Source organism: Arthrobacter pigmenti, from assembly GCF_011927905.1.
Taxonomy (GTDB): domain Bacteria; phylum Actinomycetota; class Actinomycetes; order Actinomycetales; family Micrococcaceae; genus Arthrobacter_D; species Arthrobacter_D pigmenti.
Genome location: NZ_JAATJL010000001.1, coordinates 223,820 through 243,052, shown reverse-complemented (window position 1 = coordinate 243,052; position 19,233 = coordinate 223,820). Strand labels below are relative to the sequence as shown.

Annotated in this window: 16 protein-coding genes; 11 read left to right on the top strand and 5 right to left on the bottom strand. The window is 65.3% G+C overall.

The window, feature by feature from the left end; all coding sequences use genetic code 11:
* Positions 1 to 91 precede the first annotated feature (91 nt).
* The 10 genes from BJ994_RS01210 (at position 92) to BJ994_RS01165 (ending at position 13,234) form a co-directional block, all read left to right on the top strand.
* The gene (locus BJ994_RS01210) at positions 92 to 559 is read left to right on the top strand and encodes a 23S rRNA (pseudouridine(1915)-N(3))-methyltransferase RlmH (protein WP_167990590.1); all 468 of its coding nucleotides are present in this window, start codon (positions 92 to 94) and stop codon (positions 557 to 559) included.
* Positions 560 to 669: 110 nt separating this feature from the next.
* Positions 670 to 1,275: a hypothetical protein gene (locus BJ994_RS01205; protein ID WP_167990588.1), complete on the top strand. Its 606-nt coding sequence runs from the start codon at positions 670 to 672 to the stop codon at positions 1,273 to 1,275.
* 66 nt (positions 1,276 to 1,341) lie between these two features.
* The gene (locus tag BJ994_RS01200; RefSeq protein ID WP_167990586.1) at positions 1,342 to 2,061 is read left to right on the top strand and encodes a YcnI family copper-binding membrane protein; all 720 of its coding nucleotides are present in this window, start codon (positions 1,342 to 1,344) and stop codon (positions 2,059 to 2,061) included.
* A gap of 82 nt (positions 2,062 to 2,143) precedes the next feature.
* Positions 2,144 to 2,821: a DUF4232 domain-containing protein gene (locus tag BJ994_RS01195; RefSeq protein WP_167990584.1), complete on the top strand. Its 678-nt coding sequence runs from the start codon at positions 2,144 to 2,146 to the stop codon at positions 2,819 to 2,821.
* Between the two features lie 77 nt (positions 2,822 to 2,898).
* Positions 2,899 to 7,581, top strand: a complete 4,683-nt coding sequence (locus tag BJ994_RS01190) for an ATP-dependent helicase (RefSeq protein WP_167990582.1) — start codon at positions 2,899 to 2,901, stop codon at positions 7,579 to 7,581.
* On the top strand, positions 7,574 to 8,368 hold the full coding sequence (locus BJ994_RS01185) for an Fpg/Nei family DNA glycosylase (protein WP_167990579.1): 795 nt from the start codon (positions 7,574 to 7,576) through the stop codon (positions 8,366 to 8,368). Before BJ994_RS01190 ends, BJ994_RS01185 begins: the two co-directional genes overlap by 8 nt.
* A 79-nt stretch (positions 8,369 to 8,447) precedes the next feature.
* Positions 8,448 to 10,391 carry a DUF6541 family protein gene (locus tag BJ994_RS01180; protein WP_167990577.1) on the top strand — a complete coding sequence of 648 codons (1,944 nt, stop codon included), beginning with the start codon at positions 8,448 to 8,450 and terminating at the stop codon, positions 10,389 to 10,391.
* The gene (locus tag BJ994_RS01175; protein WP_167995777.1) at positions 10,391 to 11,299 is read left to right on the top strand and encodes an RluA family pseudouridine synthase; all 909 of its coding nucleotides are present in this window, start codon (positions 10,391 to 10,393) and stop codon (positions 11,297 to 11,299) included. Before BJ994_RS01180 ends, BJ994_RS01175 begins: the two co-directional genes overlap by 1 nt.
* A gap of 59 nt (positions 11,300 to 11,358) precedes the next feature.
* Positions 11,359 to 12,057: a DedA family protein gene (locus tag BJ994_RS01170; protein ID WP_342450211.1), complete on the top strand. Its 699-nt coding sequence runs from the start codon at positions 11,359 to 11,361 to the stop codon at positions 12,055 to 12,057.
* Positions 11,957 to 13,234, top strand: coding sequence for a hypothetical protein (locus BJ994_RS01165; RefSeq protein WP_167990575.1), 1,278 nt, complete (start codon positions 11,957 to 11,959; stop codon positions 13,232 to 13,234). Before BJ994_RS01170 ends, BJ994_RS01165 begins: the two co-directional genes overlap by 101 nt.
* Here BJ994_RS01165 and BJ994_RS18385 read toward each other — a convergent pair.
* The 4 genes from BJ994_RS18385 to BJ994_RS01150 form a co-directional block, all read right to left on the bottom strand.
* The gene (locus BJ994_RS18385) at positions 13,186 to 14,073 is read right to left on the bottom strand and encodes a cytochrome P450 (protein WP_209066454.1); all 888 of its coding nucleotides are present in this window, start codon (positions 14,071 to 14,073) and stop codon (positions 13,186 to 13,188) included. The two genes, BJ994_RS01165 and BJ994_RS18385, sit on opposite strands and share 49 nt — an antisense overlap.
* A 143-nt stretch (positions 14,074 to 14,216) precedes the next feature.
* Entirely contained in the window at positions 14,217 to 14,411 is a 195-nt protein-coding gene (locus tag BJ994_RS17965; RefSeq protein WP_209066452.1) for a hypothetical protein, read from the bottom strand.
* Between the two features lie 233 nt (positions 14,412 to 14,644).
* Entirely contained in the window at positions 14,645 to 15,844 is a 1,200-nt protein-coding gene (locus BJ994_RS01155) for an acyl-CoA dehydrogenase family protein (protein WP_167990573.1), read from the bottom strand.
* Between the two features lie 29 nt (positions 15,845 to 15,873).
* Entirely contained in the window at positions 15,874 to 16,650 is a 777-nt protein-coding gene (locus BJ994_RS01150) for a 3-hydroxyacyl-CoA dehydrogenase (RefSeq protein WP_167990571.1), read from the bottom strand.
* A 162-nt stretch (positions 16,651 to 16,812) separates the two neighbouring features.
* On the opposite strand from BJ994_RS01150, the gene BJ994_RS01145 reads away from it, so the two are divergent.
* On the top strand, positions 16,813 to 17,886 hold the full coding sequence (locus tag BJ994_RS01145; RefSeq protein WP_167990569.1) for a glycoside hydrolase family 76 protein: 1,074 nt from the start codon (positions 16,813 to 16,815) through the stop codon (positions 17,884 to 17,886).
* 16 nt (positions 17,887 to 17,902) lie between these two features.
* Here the strand turns inward: BJ994_RS01145 and BJ994_RS01140 are convergent, their stop codons facing one another.
* Entirely contained in the window at positions 17,903 to 19,078 is a 1,176-nt protein-coding gene (locus BJ994_RS01140; protein WP_245192221.1) for an ROK family transcriptional regulator, read from the bottom strand.
* Between the last annotated feature and the right edge of the window lie 155 nt (positions 19,079 to 19,233).

The following is a 19,233-nucleotide window of genomic DNA, read 5'->3' as shown; positions in this document are numbered from 1 at the left end:
CGAATTCGTTGCGTCAGTGCACACCGCCGCACTCACACAGCCAGCCCCCCAGAGGCATCCGCCGGACCGCCCGGGCACTAGCGTTGACCCCATGGCATTACGCGCACTGGCCGTCGGCCGGAAACACGAGTCCTGGGTTGCGGAGGGCATCACCCGCTACGAGAAGCGGCTCAAAAAACCGTTCGACCTCTCCTGGCAACTGATTCCGCATTCCGCACGCGAGGGCGATGCTGCCCGCGACGAGGAATCCACCCGGCTCCTCGAACGCCTCACCGGGAAGAACGCCACCGACTACGTGATCCTCCTCGACGAACGCGGCAAAGCCGTCGACTCCCCCACCCTTGCGGCGAAACTTCAGCAACCGTTGGACACCTCGCGCAACATCACCCTGATCATCGGCGGAGCGTACGGCGTGAACCAGGAAGTACACCAGCGTGCCGACTTCGTCTGGTCCCTCTCGCCGCTTGTCTTCCCTCACCAGTTGGTCCGGCTCATCCTTGCCGAACAGCTCTACCGATCCCAGGAAATTGCAGGGCGCCGCCCCTACCATCATGAGTAAGCCGGCGACCGAGCCAAACTGTCGGCAGCAGCGAATACAGTAGGAGTAACGAACCGCTTCTACACGGTGTAGAAGTTACGTGCAGCGTAAAAATAGGCGGGAGGAAACTGATGAGCAGCTTCGGCACCCACGCGCGCATAGTGCGCGCGGTGGCTACCGCCGTCGTCGTCTTCTTCCTTGCCGCCGGCGCCCACCTTGCCGGCGGCGCCGCCCTTCCCAGCCCGCTGATTCTCGCGGCTTTGGCCGCGGCGACCCTGCTCGGCGTCACCGTTCTCGCCCGTAAAAAGCTCCCGCTACCTGCTGTACTTGGCGTCCTCGGCTTCGGCCAGATAGCGCTGCACCAGGCCTTCACCACACTTACGACGACGACGGCGTGTGTCCCGGCCACACGCGGCCACTTCGGCACGCAACAGGTGCATTGCGCATCATCGGCCGCGGTGGAGCACTTGCACGCGTTCGCGGTATTCGACAGCCCATTGATGTTCGCCGCGCACACAGCCGCCGTGGCAGTCACCGCATTGATGCTGTACCACGGCGAAACCGCTCTGCTCCTGGCGCTACACTGGTTCCGGCCGCTGGCCGCCCGCCCCCGCCTCGCAACGTTCCTGCCCCTTGCCGACCTTCCGCTCATCCCCGCGGCGCCGGCAAGGAGCTACCTCGAACCCCTCCTGAACATAAGGCCCCTTCGCGGTCCGCCCCTGATTACCTCTCACTAATCCATACCGGCACTCATGCCAGCGCTTATGCGAGCGCATTTTTCACAACCTTTGAGAGGTAACACCATGAAGACTTCAATTCGGCGTACCCTGACCGCCGCAGCAGCAACCACCGGCTTGATGGGCCTCGGGCTTGCGGGCGCAGCCGCCCACGTCACCGTCAAGGCGGACACCACCGCCGCAGGAGCCTACGCAAACCTCACCGTCGCGTTCTCCCACGCATGCGACGGCTCGCCCACCAACAAGCTCACCATCTCCCTGCCCGAACCACTGATTGACGCCAAGCCGGAGATCGTCCCGGGTTGGAAGGTCGAGAAGGTGACGGAAACGCTTGACGAGCCGTTGACGCTCGACAACGGATCCAGTGTGACCGAGCGCGTCGGCCAGATCGTCTACACCGCCGAAACGCCTGTGGAGGACGGCTACCTGCAGAAGATGGATATCTCCGTCCAACTGCCGGAAGCTGAGGGCGAGACGCTCGCGTTCCCCGTCCTGCAGAGCTGCGTCGAGGGAGAAACCGACTGGGCGCAGATTCCAGCCGAAGGCGAGGATCCGCACAGCCTTGAAGCACCGGCACCGACCATCACCCTGACCGGAGCCGAGGAAGGTCACGGCGAGGAGGCCACTGCAGAGGAGACCGCTGAGGCCGCCAACCTTGAGAGCGCGTCCACCAGCAACGACACCTCCGGCTCCGCAGCCGCCGGTTACGTGGGTCTTGGCGCAGGCCTACTTGGGCTCATCGCCGGTGTAACTGCCCTGATTCGCACCCGCAAGGCGAAGGCCTAGCCAGATAACAATCCCTGCGTCAATCGGCCACGCACCGTCGCGGCTGATTGACGCAGGGGACCTCCCACATCAGGGTGGAGCTATGACCACCCGTACACACGCACCTCTCTGGCTGTCCGCTGCCGTCGTCGTTGGATCCCTCACGCTTGCCGGTTGCGCCGGCAGTGACCCGGCGGAAGAGCAAACCAGCCCGCCGTCGTCGTCCGCCGCTGAAGAAACCACAGAGGCGACGTCGTCCGCACCGGCGCCCTCGAACTCGGCCTCCACGGAACCCACCGAATCGAGCGAGCCGACCGAATCTGCCAGCCCGAGCCCGACCGCGACCGTCGCCGACGGTGTCTGCACGGCCGACATGTTGGAGGCAGTCCTTGAAACCGAGATGGGCGGGGGCGCGGCCGGAAGCGTCTACCGACAACTGATTTTCACGAACGTCTCCGAGGAGGAATGCGAGATCACCGGGTACCCGGGTGTGTCCTACGTCGACGCCGACGGCAACCAAGTGGGTGCCCCGGCGGAGCGCGCTTCGGGCGAATCCCAGGAGGTCATGCTGGCGCCCGGAACATCAGCAATCGCACCCCTGCAACAGACCCGCGCAGAGAACTACGGCGAGCAGTGCCAGTTGACCGATACCGTTGGTCTACGGGTTTACCCTCCCAATGACACCGCTTCGCTCATTGTCGATCAGACCGCCACAGCGTGCGCATCGACAGACATTGTCCTCATGACAGTGAGCCCCACGCAGCCACTCGCGCCGCAGTAGAAGCTACTTCACCGCACCATCCGGTCCTCCGCCTACCTGCCTGACAGAATGTCAGAGGGGTAGGAGATGATGAAGCGATGACATCGGTGCTGGAGAAATTCACGCCCGCCACTCGCCAGTGGTTCGCGGGCGCTTTCTCTGCGCCCACGCCTGCCCAGGAAGGTGCGTGGAACGCTGTTTCGGCTGGGGCGCACGCCTTGGTGGTGGCGCCCACCGGATCAGGCAAAACGCTCGCCGCTTTCCTGTGGGCGCTGGACAGTTTTATCGCCCGGCCGGTTCAGGGCAAGCGTTCCACGCGGGTCCTGTACATCTCGCCATTGAAGGCGCTCGGCGTCGATGTGGAGCGGAACCTGCGGGCGCCGCTGATCGGCATCACCCAGACCGCCAAACGGTTGGACCTTCCGGCGCCATCTGTCACGGTGGGTGTCCGTTCCGGCGACACTCCGCAGGCCGAGCGCCGTGCCCTCCTGACCCGCCCGCCGGACATCCTGATCACCACTCCTGAGTCGCTGTTCCTCATGCTTACCTCCCGTGCGCGGGAAACCCTGGCAGAGGTAGACACTGTGATCGTCGATGAGGTCCATGCGGTCGCCGGCACCAAACGCGGCGCACATCTGGCAGTCTCGCTAGCTCGTCTGGACGCGCTGCTGGACAGGCCGGTGCAGCGGATCGGTCTCTCCGCGACGGTCGAGCCGAAGGAGACTGTGGCCCGGTTTCTCGCCGGAGATGCGCCGGTGGAGATCGTCGCGCCGCCATCGAAGAAGTCGTGGGACCTTACGGTGACTGTGCCTGTGGAGGACATGACGGAGCTTGGCGGGGTGCCAACCACGTATGACGACGACGGCGCCACCTCCCCCCAGCCGAGCATCTGGCCGCATGTGGAGGAGAAGATCGTTGACCTGATCGAGACCAAGCGGTCCACGATCGTCTTTGCGAACTCCCGCCGCCTCGCCGAGAGGCTGACCGCCCGCCTGAACGAAATCCACGCAGAACGCCAGGAGGCGGCAACCTTCTGGCAGAGCCAAGATGCCGCGGCACCAACGGAAAACCCCAGCGCAAGCGAACCTAACCGTACCCCCGCCGAGATGATGGCGCAGGCCGGGCAGACCCAGGGCGCCGAACCCCTGCTCGCCCGCGCCCATCATGGCTCCGTCTCCAAGGATCAGCGGGCGTTGATCGAGGATGACCTGAAGTCGGGCCGGCTGCGGTGTGTGGTTGCGACGTCGTCGTTGGAATTGGGCATCGACATGGGCGCGGTGGACCTGGTGATTCAGGTGGAGTCACCGCACTCGGTGGCGAGCGGGCTGCAGCGGGTGGGCCGCGCGGGTCACCAGGTGGGCGAGGTCTCGGAGGGCGTGCTCTTCCCGAAGCATCGTGGGGACCTGGTGAATACGGCCGTCACGGTTGAGCGGATGCTCGCCGGGCAGATTGAGCCGCTGTACATTCCCACAAATCCGCTGGACATCCTCGCGCAGCAGACCGTGGCCGCGGCGGCCCTGGGGACGATCGATGTGGAGGAGTGGTTCGACGTCGTCCGCAAGTCCGCGCCATTTGCCACCCTTCCGCGCTCTGCATTCGAGGCGACGCTGGACCTGCTCGCAGGCAGGTACCCCTCGGATGAGTTCGCGGAGCTGCGCCCCCGCATCATCTGGGACCGGGTAGAGGGAACCATCACGGGAAGGCCCGGAGCACAGCGGCTCGCGGTGACCTCGGGTGGAACCATCCCGGACCGCGGACTGTTCGGCGTGTATCTCGTCGGCTCGGAGGACGCCGGCAACCGCGGCGGCAGGCGGGTGGGCGAACTCGACGAGGAGATGGTCTACGAATCAAGGGTCGGCGACATCTTCGCCCTGGGCGCTACGAGCTGGCGAATCGAGGACATCACGCATGACCGGGTGCTTGTCTCCCCCGCCTTCGGTCAACCGGGGAAGCTTCCCTTCTGGAAGGGCGATTCGCTGGGCCGGCCCGTGGAACTCGGGCGGGCGCTGGGCGGATTCGTGCGCGAACTCTCGAACGCCTCCGATGAAGACGCCACGGCACGGACACGCGCCAGTGGGCTGGACGAATGGGCCGCCGGGAATCTCCTGGCCTATCTGCGCGAACAGCAGCAGGCAACCGAGGTGGTTCCGAGTGACCGAACCCTGGTCGTGGAACGGTTCCACGATGAGCTCGGCGACTGGCGTGTAGTCCTCCACAGCCCCTTCGGCATGCCCGTGCACGCACCGTGGGCGCTGGCTGTCGGGGCCCGGCTTGAACAGCGGTACGGGATGGACGGCTCTGCGATGGCTTCCGACGACGGGATTGTGCTCAGGGTGCCGCTGATGGAGGACGAACCGCCCGGCGCGGAGTTGTTCCTGTTCGACCCTGAGGAACTGGACGGCATAGTGACGGCCCAGGTGGGTGGATCGGCGCTGTTTGCATCGCGGTTCCGTGAGTGCGCGGCGCGTGCCCTCCTCCTGCCGCGGCAGAACCCGTCGAAACGCAGCCCGCTCTGGCAGCAGCGGCAGCGCTCCGCCCAACTGTTGGACGTCGCCCGCAAATTTCCAACGTTCCCGATCATCCTCGAGACCGTCCGGGAATGCCTGCAGGACGTCTATGACCTGCCTGCGCTGAAGGACATCGCGGGCCAGATCGAGCGGCGCGAACTCAGGATCGTCGAAACCACTACCCCGCAGCCCTCCCCCTTCGCGCGCACCATGCTCTTCGGCTACGTTGCGTCCTTCCTGTATGAGGGGGATTCGCCGCTCGCTGAACGACGGGCGGCCGCCCTCTCGCTCGACCCGACCCTCCTGAATGAACTCCTCGGCCGCGCCGAACTGCGCGAACTGCTCGACGCCGGCGTCATCGCCGAAACTGAACAGGAACTCCAGCGGCTCGCACCCGACCGCAAGGCGCGAGGGCTGGAAGGCGTTGCCGACCTGCTGCGGCTGCTGGGCCCCCTCACAGCAGCGGAGGTCGGTGAGCGGTCAGAGGAACCCGAGGGCATCAATGACTTCGTGGATAGCCTGGTCAAGGCCAATCGCGCCCTCCGCGTGAACATCGCGGGAGAAGAGAGGATCGCTCCTGTCGAGGACGCCGCCCGGCTCCGCGACGCCCTGGGAGCGCCGTTGCCCATGGGCGTCCCGCTCGCCTTCATCGAACCGGTGCCGGATCCGCTGGGCGACCTCGTCGGCCGCTACGCCCGAACCCACGGACCCTTCACCGCCCCTGAGGCCGCGGCCCGGCTGGGACTCGGTGTCGCCGTCGTCATTACCGCCCTCCAGCGTCTGGCGACCGACGGCCGTGTGGTGGAGGGCGAGTTCCGGCCCAGCGAGGCCTCCCCAACTCATGAACCGGCGTCGAGCGAATGGTGCGATGTCGAGGTGCTCCGGCGGCTTCGGCGTCGTTCACTGGCAGCGCTTCGGCACGAGGTTGAACCCGTTGACCCGGCAGCGTACGGGCGGTTCCTGCCCGCGTGGCAGCACGTAGGTTCCGGGCTTCGCGGGCTCGACGGCGTGGCCACCGTGATTGACCAACTCTCCGGCGTGCCCATTCCTGCCTCAGCGTGGGAGCCGTTGATCCTGCGCTCGCGGGTGTCCAATTATGCGCCGGCCATGCTCGATGAGCTCGCGGCGACCGGCGAAGTGGTCTGGTCCGGTGCCGGATCGCTGCCCGGCAACGACGGCTGGATTTCGCTGCATCTGGCCGAGAACGCGCCGCTGACGCTGCAGCCCGACCCGGCATTCGAGCCCAGCACCCTGCAGCAGGAGCTTCTCGACCTGCTCTCGGGCGGCGGTGCCTACTTCTTCCGGCAGCTTGTGCAGGGACTCACCAACACAGGGCAGCCATCCGACCCGGCGGTGACCGCCGCCCTCTGGGACCTCGTGTGGGCAGGCAGGATCGGTAATGACACGTTCACACCCGTGCGTGCACTGCTCGCCGGCGGCAAAACCGCGCACAAACAGCGCACGCCTACTCCGCGCGCGCGGACCGCGCGCATGGGAAGACTCGGCAGGGCGCCGTCGCTGACCGGCCGCAGCATGCGCGCGGGCGGCCTGTCCGGCGAGAACGACGGCGGCACCTCCGGCTACCAGCGGAGCACTCCTCCACAGGTAGCAGGCCGATGGTCGCTGCTCCCAGCGGCCGAGAAGGACACCACCATCCACGCCCACGCCACCGCGGAACTGCTCATGGACCGCTACGGCGTCCTCACCAGGGGGTCAGTTGCAAGCGAGGGCATCCCCGGCGGATTCGGGCTCATGTACAAGGTGCTTTCCCGGCTGGAGGAGATGGGCCGGTGCCGCCGCGGGTATTTCATCGAGCACCTTGGCGCCGCGCAGTTCGCAGTGCCCTCAACCGTGGACCGGTTACGCTCCTTCAGCGCTGACGCGCGGCCGGACACCGGCATGGATAAGCCGCCCACCGCCGTCGCACTCGCGGCGACTGACCCGGCCAATCCGTTCGGTGCGGCGCTGGGCTGGCCGCAACACGACGGCGGACACCGTCCCGGTCGGAAGGCGGGAGCCCTGGTGGTGTTGGTTGAGGGCATGCTCGCGCTCTACGTGGAGCGCGGCGGCAAGACCATGCTCACCTATACCGAGGACGCCCGCGCACTGGCAGCCGCAGCGGAGGCACTCGTGGCAGCGATCAGACGCGGGGCGGCAGACAAAATGGCCGTCGAGAAGATCAACGGCGAACCGGCCCTGGACTCCGAGCCCGGACGTGCCCTGGCCGCAGCCGGTTTCTACACCACACCGCGGGGACTGAGGATCCGTGCCTGAGGGAGATACCGTCTGGCGTGCGGCCCGCGACCTGGACAGGGCGTTGAGGGACCAGGAACTGACCCGCTGCGACATCCGCGTCCCCCGCTACGCCACCGTGGACTTCACGGGTAAAACGGTGCGCAACGTCGTCGCGCGCGGAAAACACCTGTTGATCCGTGTGGAGGATGAGTGGACCATCCACTCGCACCTGAAAATGGAAGGCCTGTGGCACGTCTACCCGAAGGGCGGCCGATGGCGCAGGCCCGCGTTCAAGGCACGCTGCGTCCTGGAAACCGCCGCAAAGTCAGTGGTCGGGTTCGAACTGGGTTTCCTCCGGGTGATCGCGCAGCAGGAAGAGGACGACGCCGTCGGCTACCTTGGACCGGACCTGCTGGGACCGGATTGGGATTCCGGGGAGGCGCTGCGACGGCTCCGAGCGGACCCTGAGCGGCCGATCGGGCTCGCCCTGCTGGATCAGCGGAACCTCGCGGGAATCGGTAACGTTTACCGGTGCGAGCTGTGCTTCCTGGCCGGCGAGCACCCGCTCACACCGGTCGGCGAGATCAAGAACCTGCCGCGGATGGTGGAACTCGCGCATCGACTGCTGGAAACGAACAAGGACCGCTCCACTCGGGTAACAACCGGTAACCTGCTCCGCGATCCACTATGGGTGTACGGGCGCACCGACCGCAGTTGCCTGCGTTGCGGAACTCGGATCATCCGCAGCGAACTGGGCGACAACGAGCTGGAACAGCGCGTGCTCTACCACTGCCCGCACTGCCAACCGGCGAAAGTCACCGCGTGAACCGGCCGCCCGTCCCGCCGCCCATAAGAGCCCGCCCGTCCGCCACTACCCGCCCGTCCGCCACTACCCGAGGGAGATCATGAACTGGTTCAGCATGCTCCCGGGCTTCCTCCTCGCGGTGCTCCTGCTGCTCGGTCCGGGTCTCGTGTGGGGCGGTGTCCTGGGACTGCGCCGCCTCACCCTACTGGCCCTCGCCGGGCCACTGAGCGTGACCGCCGTCGTCGTCGCCGCCGAAGCCGCTTCGCTGATCGGAGTGCGCTGGTCGCTGGTGCCGGTGATCGGTGTGACGGCTGCGGTTGGATTGGTGCTATGGCTCGTCCGGCGGCGGTACGGGGCATCGCTGGCCATGGATCCCGGCGGCTCCACACGGTGGGCTCTCATCGCGTGGGGGGCTGCCGCTGTGCCGGTTGGCGCGATCATGCTCTGGATCTTCGGCGATCCGCAGAACATCGCCCAGTCCCACGACAACATCTTCCACCTGAACGCGCTGCGCTACATCGCCGAAACATCGAACGCCTCCTCCCTTGAACTGGGGTATCTGGGCACCCGGGCGCCGACCTTTTACCCGGCGGGCTGGCACGCTGTCGTGTCGGTGGCAATCACAGCCTCGGGCCTCTCCATTCCGGCGGCCATCAACGTAGTCAATCTGGCGATCATCACGGTCATCTGGAGCACCGGCTGCCTCTTCCTGGTCACCCGGGTCACCGGCGAGCGCCGCACCGCCCTGCTCATCACGGCCGTACTCACCGGCGCCTACAGCAGCTTCCCCTACCTGCTGCTCGAGTTCGGCGTGGTCTACCCGTTCATGCTTTCGATCGCACTGCTACCGGTGGTGCTCGGACTTGTAATTCAGCTGATGAGGGTCGGAGCGCCGCTGCGATCGACGACGGCGGGAAACCTCCTCCTGCTTTTCGGCGTACTTCCCGGTCTGGCTTTGGCGCATCCCGCCTCCTTGGTGGGTGCACTCGGACTGAGTGTTCCGATGGTGATCGCCGCCGCGTATGCCCGGCTGCGCAGGGGAACTGCACCCGCCTGGCGCACCCTGGTACCCACAGCGCTGTTCGTCATTGCATTAGCCGTCGCGTGGATGCAGTTGCGTCCCTCCCGGGCAAGTTCGGATAACTGGGATGACCTCGGCGACGCCGGCCGTGCCCTGGTGGATGTCATCTTCCATTCTCCGCTCTACCGGCCGGTAGCAGTCCTGGCGACGGTCCTGACCCTGGTGGGTGCCGGCGTCGTTCTCTATCGGAAGCGGCACCGGTGGGCCCTCGCGCTGTACGGTCTGGCGGCAATGCTGTTTGTGGTGGCGAACTGGAGGCAGGCTCCGGATCTTCGCTGGATAGTGGCCGGTGTCTGGTACAACGATTTCTTCAGGATCAGTGCCATGCTTCCGGTCGCGGGCATCGTGATTGCGGCAATCGGCGGAGTCGCACTGGTGGATACGGCTTTACGTCAACCGCGTGCGATGCGATTCCTGCGTGGGGGGAGCGGGCGGCGGCCGGCCGTCGTCGTCGTACTGGTTTTGGCGGGTATTGCGGTGGCCCCGGTCAATGCCGTGGTCATAGGGGCGCAGGAAGCTGCTGCGAAGTACCGGTTCACGGCGGAGTCGGAGCTGCTGACCGATAACGAGCTGGCACTGATCCGGCGGCTGCCGGAATCCGTCGAGCCAGGCGCAAAGTTGATCGGTGTGCCGCTGACCGGTGCTTCTTTGTCCTACTCCTACACCGGCATCCCCACACTTTTGCCCTACGGCACCGATCCCGTTAACGAGGCCGGGAGGGCCCTGTTCGAGTCACTCGATGAGCTCACTACCAACGACGCAGTATGCCGGGCCTTGGAGGAAACCGGCGTTGGCTACGTGCTCGATTTCGGTACCGACTCCGTGCACCCCGGCGAGCGCATCGTTGAGCCCGGGTTGCAGGAGCTGACAGCGGAGAACGGGTTTGAACTGATCGAGAGCGTTGGCGACGCCGCGCTCTACCGGATCACGGGATGCACAGGCGCAAGTACCCTTAACGGGTGATGCAATCCCCGCTCCCCGTCCGTAACGGCGTGAACGCCACGCGGCTCAGGCTGCCTGCGGAAGGTCCCTGGAGCACCGCGCTTGAGTACATCCTGGACCGCTGGAACCACGTGGACCCGGACGGAATTGCGGAGCGTTTCGACCGGGGCGAGGTTGTTGCACTCGGCGGCGAGCGCCTCACCCGCGAGACTCCGCTCACTGACCACACGTTTATCTGGTACTACCGTGAACTGCCCATCGAGGAGCGGCTACCGGTCGAGACGAACATCCTGCACCAGGATGAAAACCTGCTGGTGGTGGACAAACCGCACTTCCTTCCGACGACGCCGGGAGGCAGGTATGTCGCGGAGTCGGCACTCGTGAGGCTGCGGGTTCAACTGGACCTGCCGGACCTCATTCCCATGCATCGCCTGGACCGCATGACCGCGGGCATCCTGATGTTCTCCACCAACCCGGCCACCCGCGGCGCCTACCAGTTATTGTTCGAGAATCGGCAGATCCGCAAGGAGTACGAGGCTGCGGCTCCCATAGACCCGTCCCTTCAGCTGGATACCCATCCCCGAATGGTCCATAGCCGAATCATCAAGTCCCGCACGTACCTGCTGGCACAGGAAGTGGACGGCGAACCGAACGCCGAAACCCGGATAAGCCTCATTGGAGAGCACGGCGGCGTGGGCCGTTACCGGCTCCAGCCGCATACCGGCAAGACCCACCAGCTGCGGCTGCACATGGCAGGGCTGGGACTCGGCATCCTGAACGATCCGTTCTACCCGGTACTGCAACCCCAGCAGGAGGACGACTACACCAAACCGTTGCAGCTCCTTGCACGGCACACCGAGTTCACTGATCCGCTGACGGGTACGCCGGCGTCGTTCACCAGCCGCCTGGAACTCTCGGCGCTGGGATGAGGCTACCCGGAGAAACTGGCCCTGCCCATCGGCACCTTGGCCGCTGTAGATTGGGCTAGGTGGACTTCTCTGCCATCGCCGAGTGGTCGGTGCTGATTCACCCGGTCACCTTGCTCGTGGTGATCGCCGATGTCTTTGCGCCGGTGATGCCGTCGGAATTCCTGGTGATCGCTTCGGGATCGATGGCGTCCGAGGGTTCCGTTCTACTCCCGGTCTCACTGCTGACGGCCGCTCTAGGCAGCTGGTTGGGTGACCTGATCCTGTTTCTGCTCTTCCGGAACCGGCTCACACACTGGCTGGATCGCTTCCGTTGGGGCCGCGCCGTGCACCGGGGCATCCGTACCGCCGTCGACAAAGCAGGTAAGTCCCCAACCTACGCCGGGCTTGTTGCGCTCCGTTTCCTGCCAGGCGGGCGGACCGCGGGCGTCGCTGCGGCGGGAATTGCCAACGTGCCGCTTCGTCCGTTCCTGGCATTCGCTGCCGTCGGAGGCATCCTCTGGTCTTTCTGGCTGGTGGGGCTCGGCTACATCTCCGACGTCACAACCGGCTTCCCGATGTGGGCCAGTGCACTCCTTGGGATGGGTGTAGGTACTCTGGTGGGACTGATCATTGCAGCGTTCTTCGCGCTCAAGCAGCGCCGGGAGGTCCGAAACACACATGAGCATGCCGACTCCGTCCAACCACCGGCTGCCCCAACCTCCACCCACGCCACCGAAGAAGACGGACTCCGGGCCCAGCGACCAGAGCAGCGTCCTTGAACGGTTGAAGGCAGCCAGGCCAAAGGCAGCGGCGCCCATCGACCAAACCGGTTCAACCGGAACGACGACGACGACGCCCGCCAGCCAGGCGAGCCCACCCGCCGAAGCTGCGCCACAGGACGAACCCCCAGCGGAACGGGCAGAGCCCGCGGCGGAACGGGCGAAGAAGGCGAAGGCGGCGTCAGCTGCGGCGTCGTCCTGGGTGGCGAAGTCCGGCAAGCAAACGGCGTCGTGGACAGCTACCACGAGTCGCAGCGCGGCAGCGAACGTGCGTTCCTGGCGGCCTGACCAGGTACGACGCAACCTGGTGACCCTCGCCGTGATCGGAACTCTCGTTGGCACAGCCTCCGCTGTGGGCCTGTTCGGCGGACCGGAGATCCGTAATTCGGACCTCCTTGGGCCCGGGTTGAGCTTCGTTTCACCCAGCCTGTTCTCCCTCTACCTGTGGGCGCTCATCGCGCTTGGAATGGTGGGGTACGCCGTTCACCAGTGGCTGCCCAGCCAGCTGGAGAGCCCCCGCCACCGCCGGCTTGGCTGGGTGGTCATCGCCTCGCTTCTGCTGAACCTTGGTCTCGCGCTGTCCATCCAGGCGGATCTCTACGTCTTCAGCCTGGTGCTTCATGCACTGCTGCTCGGTATGCTCCTGGTGTCACTGCGCTGGCTCAATCGCTGGTCCGCTGCAACCCGGCTTGAGGGCGCACTGGTCGACGTTCCACTCGGACTGTTCCTCGGGTGGATCGGCTTCACCGCTCTCAGTCACACGGCGGCGGTTCTAGCCCTCAACGACGTCACCTGGCTCACCGATGACGGATTTGTCTGGACCATGGTGGGGCTCGGCGTCGTCGTCATTGCCGGGAGCGCGATCTGCTCGATGGACCGCGGGCGGATCGCCGTCGCGTTGGCCGTGGTCTGGGGCATGGGGTGGATCATTGTGGAACGCCTCATCGGTGAGCCGCAGTCCCTGCCCGTCGCCGCAATTACCGCGCTTGCCGTGTTCCTGATCCTTATTTCCGCGGGCTCACGCCGGCACCGCGTGGACCACTCGTACCGGCGTGCGCTTCGTGCACGGCAGACCGCGAACTTGCCGCCGATCGACCTCGCCGACGATGATGAGGATGACGACGAGTACTACGAGGACGAACGCCCGCGCCGACGAACGCTGAAGCGCAACGAGTAATTGTTCAGCGTCCCCGGAAGCGGCTGGTCCGGATTCAACCGGCCTGGTCGTTCGAGTTTGAGTTCCATACCCTCAAGCAGATGCGACAGGAATGCGCTCGTCAGCATCAGCACCAGGTACCTACCCGGGCAGACCGCGGGGCCCTCGCTGAAGGGGATGAGTGCCCAGTCGCCGTCGTCGTCGTTCAGCCAGCGCTCAGGCGTGTAGGAATGCGGATTCGGCACCTTGCCTTCCTGGCGGTGAAAGTAGGGAGCGTACACAAGCACGCCGCATGACGCCGGCATTACGCCGGGGTCCCAGGCGACGCTGCGTGTGGTCTGGCGCAGGACCATGGGCGTGGTGGGCCAGAGGCGAAGCGACTCCAGCACGCAGGCACGCAGCCACGGGAGGTGGCCGTGTGCCGAAGCGTCCTTCGCAACCTCGGCGGTGGCGCGCGTGATGGCATCTGGATGTGTGCTGAGCGCGGCGAGTGCACGGAAGGTTGCCATACCGGCCGGGTCGAACGCGAAAAGCCACTGCGGAATCTGCTCGACCGGGGCGGCGTTGCCCGGCTCCTCCGCACGCGCCAGAATCGATGCGAGCGTGCCGGGCGGTGCCTGGCGCATTCCGCGTTCGACGGCGGCAAAGAACTTCGCGCGCAGCTTGCGCTTGCGGGGCTTGAGAAAAGCCCAGTTCGCATCCGCCCGCAGCTCAGTGAGCATATCCGTCAGCTCGTGGTTGTCCGCGGCGGTATCACCGAAAACGACCCTGCGCACCAGCCTGTACCAGGACCGAGTGAAATCGTCCCAGGTGAGTTGATCGCCTACCGACGTCACGAGCTGTTTCGCCTCTTCTTCCACGATCGGAAGAAAGGATTCGCCAGATGATGAACGGGGCTCTCGCTCTCCAGCACCTGATCCTGCAACGCACGGCGGGTAGTCCGGTCGCTGCCCGTGGAGATGAGCGAGTTGCGGGGCTGGAAGTGGGACAGCACTGCCCGCTTCTAGCTGCTGGCGGCCGAGAACGGTTCCGGGGTCTCTGCGAGGACCCGGTGCACGTCCCGTGGATTCAGGAGCACCGCCTGATTACGGATCGGCAGCCTCAGGAGTACCGGACCGGCAGGGTGCCGGGCAGCCAATTTTCGGAGCGTGCTTATTGCCCGCTCGTCGAGGCGGAACTTCTCGGCCAGTGCGACCATCCCCGGGCGCCTGACTATAGGCCCTTGGCAAGGGTGGGCACAAGGACGTTGCCAAGCACAGCGAGGGTTTCCAGGACAGTGGCTCGAGGCAGGGGCTCCGTGGCGCTCATACTTCACTGTGCTGGACGTGCGCCGCACTCGGCAAGGGGTTCTCCCGCCGTTGAGCGGGCGCTGAGAACCGGTCACGAGCAAAAAGAACGTTTCCAGCGCCCGGTCGATGGAGAGGCGATGCGTCAGAGGATCGCGGAGACTCCCGTAATGGCGCGTCCGGCGATGAGCGAGTTGATTTCGTAGGAGCCTTCGTAGGTGTAGATGGCTTCGGCGTCGGCGAAGATCTTGGCCATCCCGAACTCGGTCACTATCCCGTTGCCGCCGAAGATTGACCGGCCGAGTGCCACCGTCTCGCGCATGAGCGACGACGTGTAGGACTTCGCGAGCGCCGCCTGCGCCATATCGGCACCGCCATCGCTGTTCGTGCCTTCGTGCCGCGCGAGGTGTTCGGCCTCCTGAAGCTGCGCCACACGGGTCATCATGCCCAGGCTCGCCGTCGTATTGCCGAGCATCCGGACCAGCTGTTCCTGTACCAGCTGGAAGCTCGCGATGGGCCGGCCGAACTGGTGACGTTCGACGGCGTAGGCGCGGGCGGCGTCGAACGCGGCCAGTTGTTGCCCTACCGCCTGCCACCCCACGAGGATGCGGGAGCCGCGCAACAGTTGTTTCGTGTCGTTGAAGCTGCCGATCCCGGCGAAGCGGTCCGCTTCGGAAACCCGGACGTTCTCCAGCACAATGTCGGCGTTCTGCACCGTACGCAGCGCGATCTTGTTCTCAATGACCGTGCGAGTGACCCCGGGGAGGTTCGCGTCGAGGATGAACCCGCGCACCGCGCCGTCGTCCGTGTCCCGCGCCCACATCAGCATGTAGTTGCAGAAAGTGCCGTTACCGATCCAGCGTTTGGCGCCGTTGAGGACCCAGGTGTCGCCGTCGCGGGTTGCGGTTGTTGCCATCCCGCCTGCCACGTCCGAGCCGTGCTGCGGTTCGGTCAGCGCAAACGCACCCGTGATCGTGAGGTCCATGGCGTCCTGCAGCAGGCGGCTCTTCTGGTCCTCGGTGCCGAACTGATGCAGGGCTTCGACAAACAGATCGTGATGAACCATGAAGAACGTGGCCAGCGACGTGTCCGCGCGGGTGAGTTCGGCAATCACCATGCCGCTGAAGAGATGGCTGTAGCCCTGCTGCACAGGAGTGCTGAGGTTGAGGGCTGCGAGTTTGGGCAGCACCTCCAGCGGAAACTCTGCACGGTTCCACCAGTCGGTGGCGTAGGGGATTACTTCCTTCGCCAGGAAATCGCGAACGTCCTGAAGCTTGGCCTGTTCGGCGTCGCTGAGCAGGGACTCGAATCCGTAGAAGTCTGCGGATGGGAGGCCGCTCTCCATTGAGCTGTCCTTTCGATGATTCAAAGTGTCTACTTCGGTGCCATGCGGATGGCGCCGTCCAGGCGAATGGTTTCGCCGTTCAGCATCTGGTTCTCGACGATGTGTGCGACCAGTGCGGCGTACTCGGTGGCCTTGCCGAGACGCGAGGGGTGCGGAACCTGCTTCCCGAGCGAATCCTGCGCCTCCTGCGGAAGGCCCGCCATCATGGGTGTCTCGAAAATGCCAGGGGCGATTGTCATGACCCGGATGAAGGACCGCGCCAGTTCGCGCGCCACCGGAAGGGTCATTGCCGCGACTGCCCCCTTCGACGCCGCGTAAGCCGGCTGGCCGATCTGCCCGTCAAAGGCCGCAACGGAAGCGGTATTGACGATCACGCCACGCTCCGAGGTACCGGTTTCCGTCTGTACCGGATCAGTAGCGGCAATGGCCTCGGCCGCGAGGCGAAGCACGTTGAAGGTGCCGATGAGGTTGATGTTGACTACCTTGCTGAACTGCTCGAGCGGCAACACGCCATCGCGTCCGAGCACCTTCCCCGGAGTGGCCACGCCTGCGCAGTTGACGACAATCCGCAAGGGCCCAAGTTCGACGGCGGCGTCCACGGCCGCCCGTACCTCGGCTTCGTTGGTGACGTCGACAGGAACGAAGCGCGCGCGGTCGCCGAGTGCTTGGGCGAACGCCTCCCCGTCCGAATGCGGGAGGTCGAGAATAACCACGGACGCGCCGTCGTCGTACAGCCGCTGCGCCGTAGCGCGACCAAGCCCGGACGCCCCGCCGGTCACCAGGGCTACACTTCCAGCAGACTCCATGACATCTCCTTTGCGTCATTCGATCGTTGTGCCGAGAGGATCAGCATCAGCGGATTCGCTCACTTGAGCCTACTGTGATTCAGCCCACCGGGCATCCGACAGCGTTTGCACTGTGCACTTTGCTCAAGTCCGGTGGGGAGGCCCGCGATTAGGCTTGGCTGTATGTCAACCGCCAAGGACGCTGGAGCCCGCGCGTCCGCTGCCGCAGGTTCAGTAACCAGCGCGTTCGGCCATCGTCTGCTCGGTCTGCCGGGTACGCATCTGGGTGCCGTGCGGGTGCCAAAGCCCATCGGCGGTCCATGGCACTACTGGTGGCAGGCCCACTACCTCGACTGTCTCCTCGACGCAGCGGAGCGTGAGGGGAACAACGACGACGGCGCGGCGCACCGCACGCGCGCACGCCGCCTCCTGCGCACCATCCGACTGCGTAACGGCGGACGTTGGACGAACGCCTACTACGACGACATGGCGTGGCTATCCCTCGCGGCGCTCCGATCGGCCGATCTCGCCCGCAACCGGCCGTTGACCAAGCTGACGCGGGTACTGGCCTCCGCGCACTCCCCGGATCTCGGCGGCGGGCTGTTCTGGAACACGTCCCGCGACTTCAAGAACACCCCCGCGACCGGCCCGACAGCGCTCTATTTCGCGCTGATCGGACGGCAGGAGGAAGCCCAACGAATGGTCGACTGGCTCTTCGACAGACTGCTTGACCCGCGTACGGGCCTTCTCTTCGATGGTCTGCGGATGCGCAGCCAAGAACTCGTCACCGACATCTACACCTACAACCAGGGCCCTGTGCTTGGCGCGCTGCTGTCTCTTGGCGGGGAACGCAACGTTGACCGCGCGGAAGCGCTGATAGGAGCCGTTTCGCAGAGTCTCGTACAGTCCGGCGGCGCACTGCGCACCCACGGCGGCGGCGGCGACGGCGGCCTGTTCACCGGAATCCTCGTGCGTTACCTTGCACTCGCAGCGGCTTCGCCCCTGCTGTCGGAGACGTCGCGAAGCACGGCGCGAACCCTGATCACGGCGACGGCGGACGCCCTCTGGGAGGGGCGGGGCGAACTCGGACTCGATAGGCGCCGTCGTCGTACTGTTCTTGTCTTTCCCGAGGCGCCGTACCCTCACGCCGGAACCGGTGCTGCGGAGCTTTCGACGCAACTACAGGCATGGATGGTTTTCGAGGCCGCCTACCGGGTTTCAGAGTCAGCGGACGCTGAAGCAGCCTCAGGCCGATAAGAAAGCGGCGTACAAGTCAGCCCTGCTGCGCCACCGCGAGTTCCAGCAGGTCCGCGCTCGCATAGGCCTCGGACGTGTTCGCGGTGAAGATTTGCGCGAGGACCATGTAGGCGGCTCCCTTCGCCACCGAATTGTTGTCTGCCGTGGTCGCTTCAAGTTCCGGTGCCGGCGTTTTTTCGTGCCTGTACTGCTCACGGTAGATTTCCGCGGTCTGCTGGGCGAGCTCCGGTCCGTCGACCTCGGGTGCCGTCGCGAGCACCACCCGTTCCGGGCCGAAAATCTTGGCGACATTGGCCATCGCCGTGCCCAGGTGGAGAGCCGCATCGGCAAGCGCGGCGGACTTGTCCGGGAAGATCCCCTCCGAAAGTTCCTGCTGAATCCCCCACCAGCTCGCCCGCGTCTCCAGGCAGTTCGTGGCCCCACAGTGGCAGGGCAGTGCGCGGTCGGTTGCATCGGAGGTCCGCGAGTGGGCGAATCCGCCCGCGGACCCGTTGAAGCCGCGATGAATGCGACCCTGCACAATGACTGACGCGCCGAGGCTGGTTCCCACGCTGAAAACCAGCAGGTCACGACCCTCCAGCTTGTCCTCGAAAAGCAGAAGACCCATCCCGAAGGAGTTCGCGTAACTGTCCACCACCACGGGGATCGCTACCGTGCCCTGCAGTTCCGCCTGAAGCGGTACATCTTCCCAGCCCAGGGAACCGCTGTGGCGCACGTGGCCGCTCTTCTGATCGACCACTCCGGAAAGTGCGATCCCCAGGCCCAGAAGCGAAGAAATGCTGCGCGGTCCGGCTACTTTCTGCACAGCGCGCACAATTGAGCTGCGAACGTCCGCGGGGTCCGACGACTTGAGCTTCTCCCGGTGCGTGCCGACGACGGTTCCACGCAGATCCACCAGGGCCGCATAGGCTTCGGTGCTGGAAAGTCGCACTCCCGCCGCGAACACGGTGTCCGTTCCGAGTTCCAGGAGCCGGGCAGGTCGGCCCCCGGTGCCGTTCCGGATATCAGTTTCCACGAGGAATCCGTTTCGAAGCAGCTTGCCCGTTATGCCGGTCACTGTTGCGGCGCTCAAACCTGTTGCGACAGCGATCTGCGCACGGGCCACTGGGCCCCGACTTCGGACAATGTCGAGAATCAGGGCTTCATTGATTTCGCGAATGAGGGCCTTACTTCCAGCCCTGGCCTTCAACATATGTCTTCCCTTTCAACAGCGCCTGCCACTCCCAAGAGTTGACCTAAGTCACATTCTATATAATTTAGTCATTGACAAAACACCCCAAGCTGAACGTAAGCTGGGTCACACCCAGGGCGCAGCGTCAAAGCCCCTCGCATTCGACTGCACTCGTC

Excerpts from the sequence above, each read along its gene's own strand:
- BJ994_RS01210 (WP_167990590.1), top strand. The coding sequence starts at position 92 with ATGGCATTACGCGCACTGGCCGTCGGCCGGAAACACGAGTCCTGGGTT.
- BJ994_RS01205 (WP_167990588.1), top strand. The coding sequence starts at position 670 with ATGAGCAGCTTCGGCACCCACGCGCGCATAGTGCGCGCGGTGGCTACC.
- BJ994_RS01200 (WP_167990586.1), top strand. The coding sequence starts at position 1,342 with ATGAAGACTTCAATTCGGCGTACCCTGACCGCCGCAGCAGCAACCACC.
- BJ994_RS01195 (WP_167990584.1), top strand. The coding sequence starts at position 2,144 with ATGACCACCCGTACACACGCACCTCTCTGGCTGTCCGCTGCCGTCGTC.
- BJ994_RS01190 (WP_167990582.1), top strand. The coding sequence starts at position 2,899 with ATGACATCGGTGCTGGAGAAATTCACGCCCGCCACTCGCCAGTGGTTC.
- BJ994_RS01180 (WP_167990577.1), top strand. The coding sequence starts at position 8,448 with ATGAACTGGTTCAGCATGCTCCCGGGCTTCCTCCTCGCGGTGCTCCTG.
- BJ994_RS01175 (WP_167995777.1), top strand. The coding sequence starts at position 10,391 with ATGCAATCCCCGCTCCCCGTCCGTAACGGCGTGAACGCCACGCGGCTC.
- BJ994_RS01165 (WP_167990575.1), top strand. The coding sequence starts at position 11,957 with ATGAGCATGCCGACTCCGTCCAACCACCGGCTGCCCCAACCTCCACCC.
- BJ994_RS17965 (WP_209066452.1), bottom strand. The coding sequence starts at position 14,411 with ATGGTCGCACTGGCCGAGAAGTTCCGCCTCGACGAGCGGGCAATAAGC.
- BJ994_RS01155 (WP_167990573.1), bottom strand. The coding sequence starts at position 15,844 with ATGGAGAGCGGCCTCCCATCCGCAGACTTCTACGGATTCGAGTCCCTG.
- BJ994_RS01150 (WP_167990571.1), bottom strand. The coding sequence starts at position 16,650 with ATGGAGTCTGCTGGAAGTGTAGCCCTGGTGACCGGCGGGGCGTCCGGG.
- BJ994_RS01145 (WP_167990569.1), top strand. The coding sequence starts at position 16,813 with ATGTCAACCGCCAAGGACGCTGGAGCCCGCGCGTCCGCTGCCGCAGGT.
- BJ994_RS01140 (WP_245192221.1), bottom strand. The coding sequence starts at position 19,078 with ATGTTGAAGGCCAGGGCTGGAAGTAAGGCCCTCATTCGCGAAATCAAT.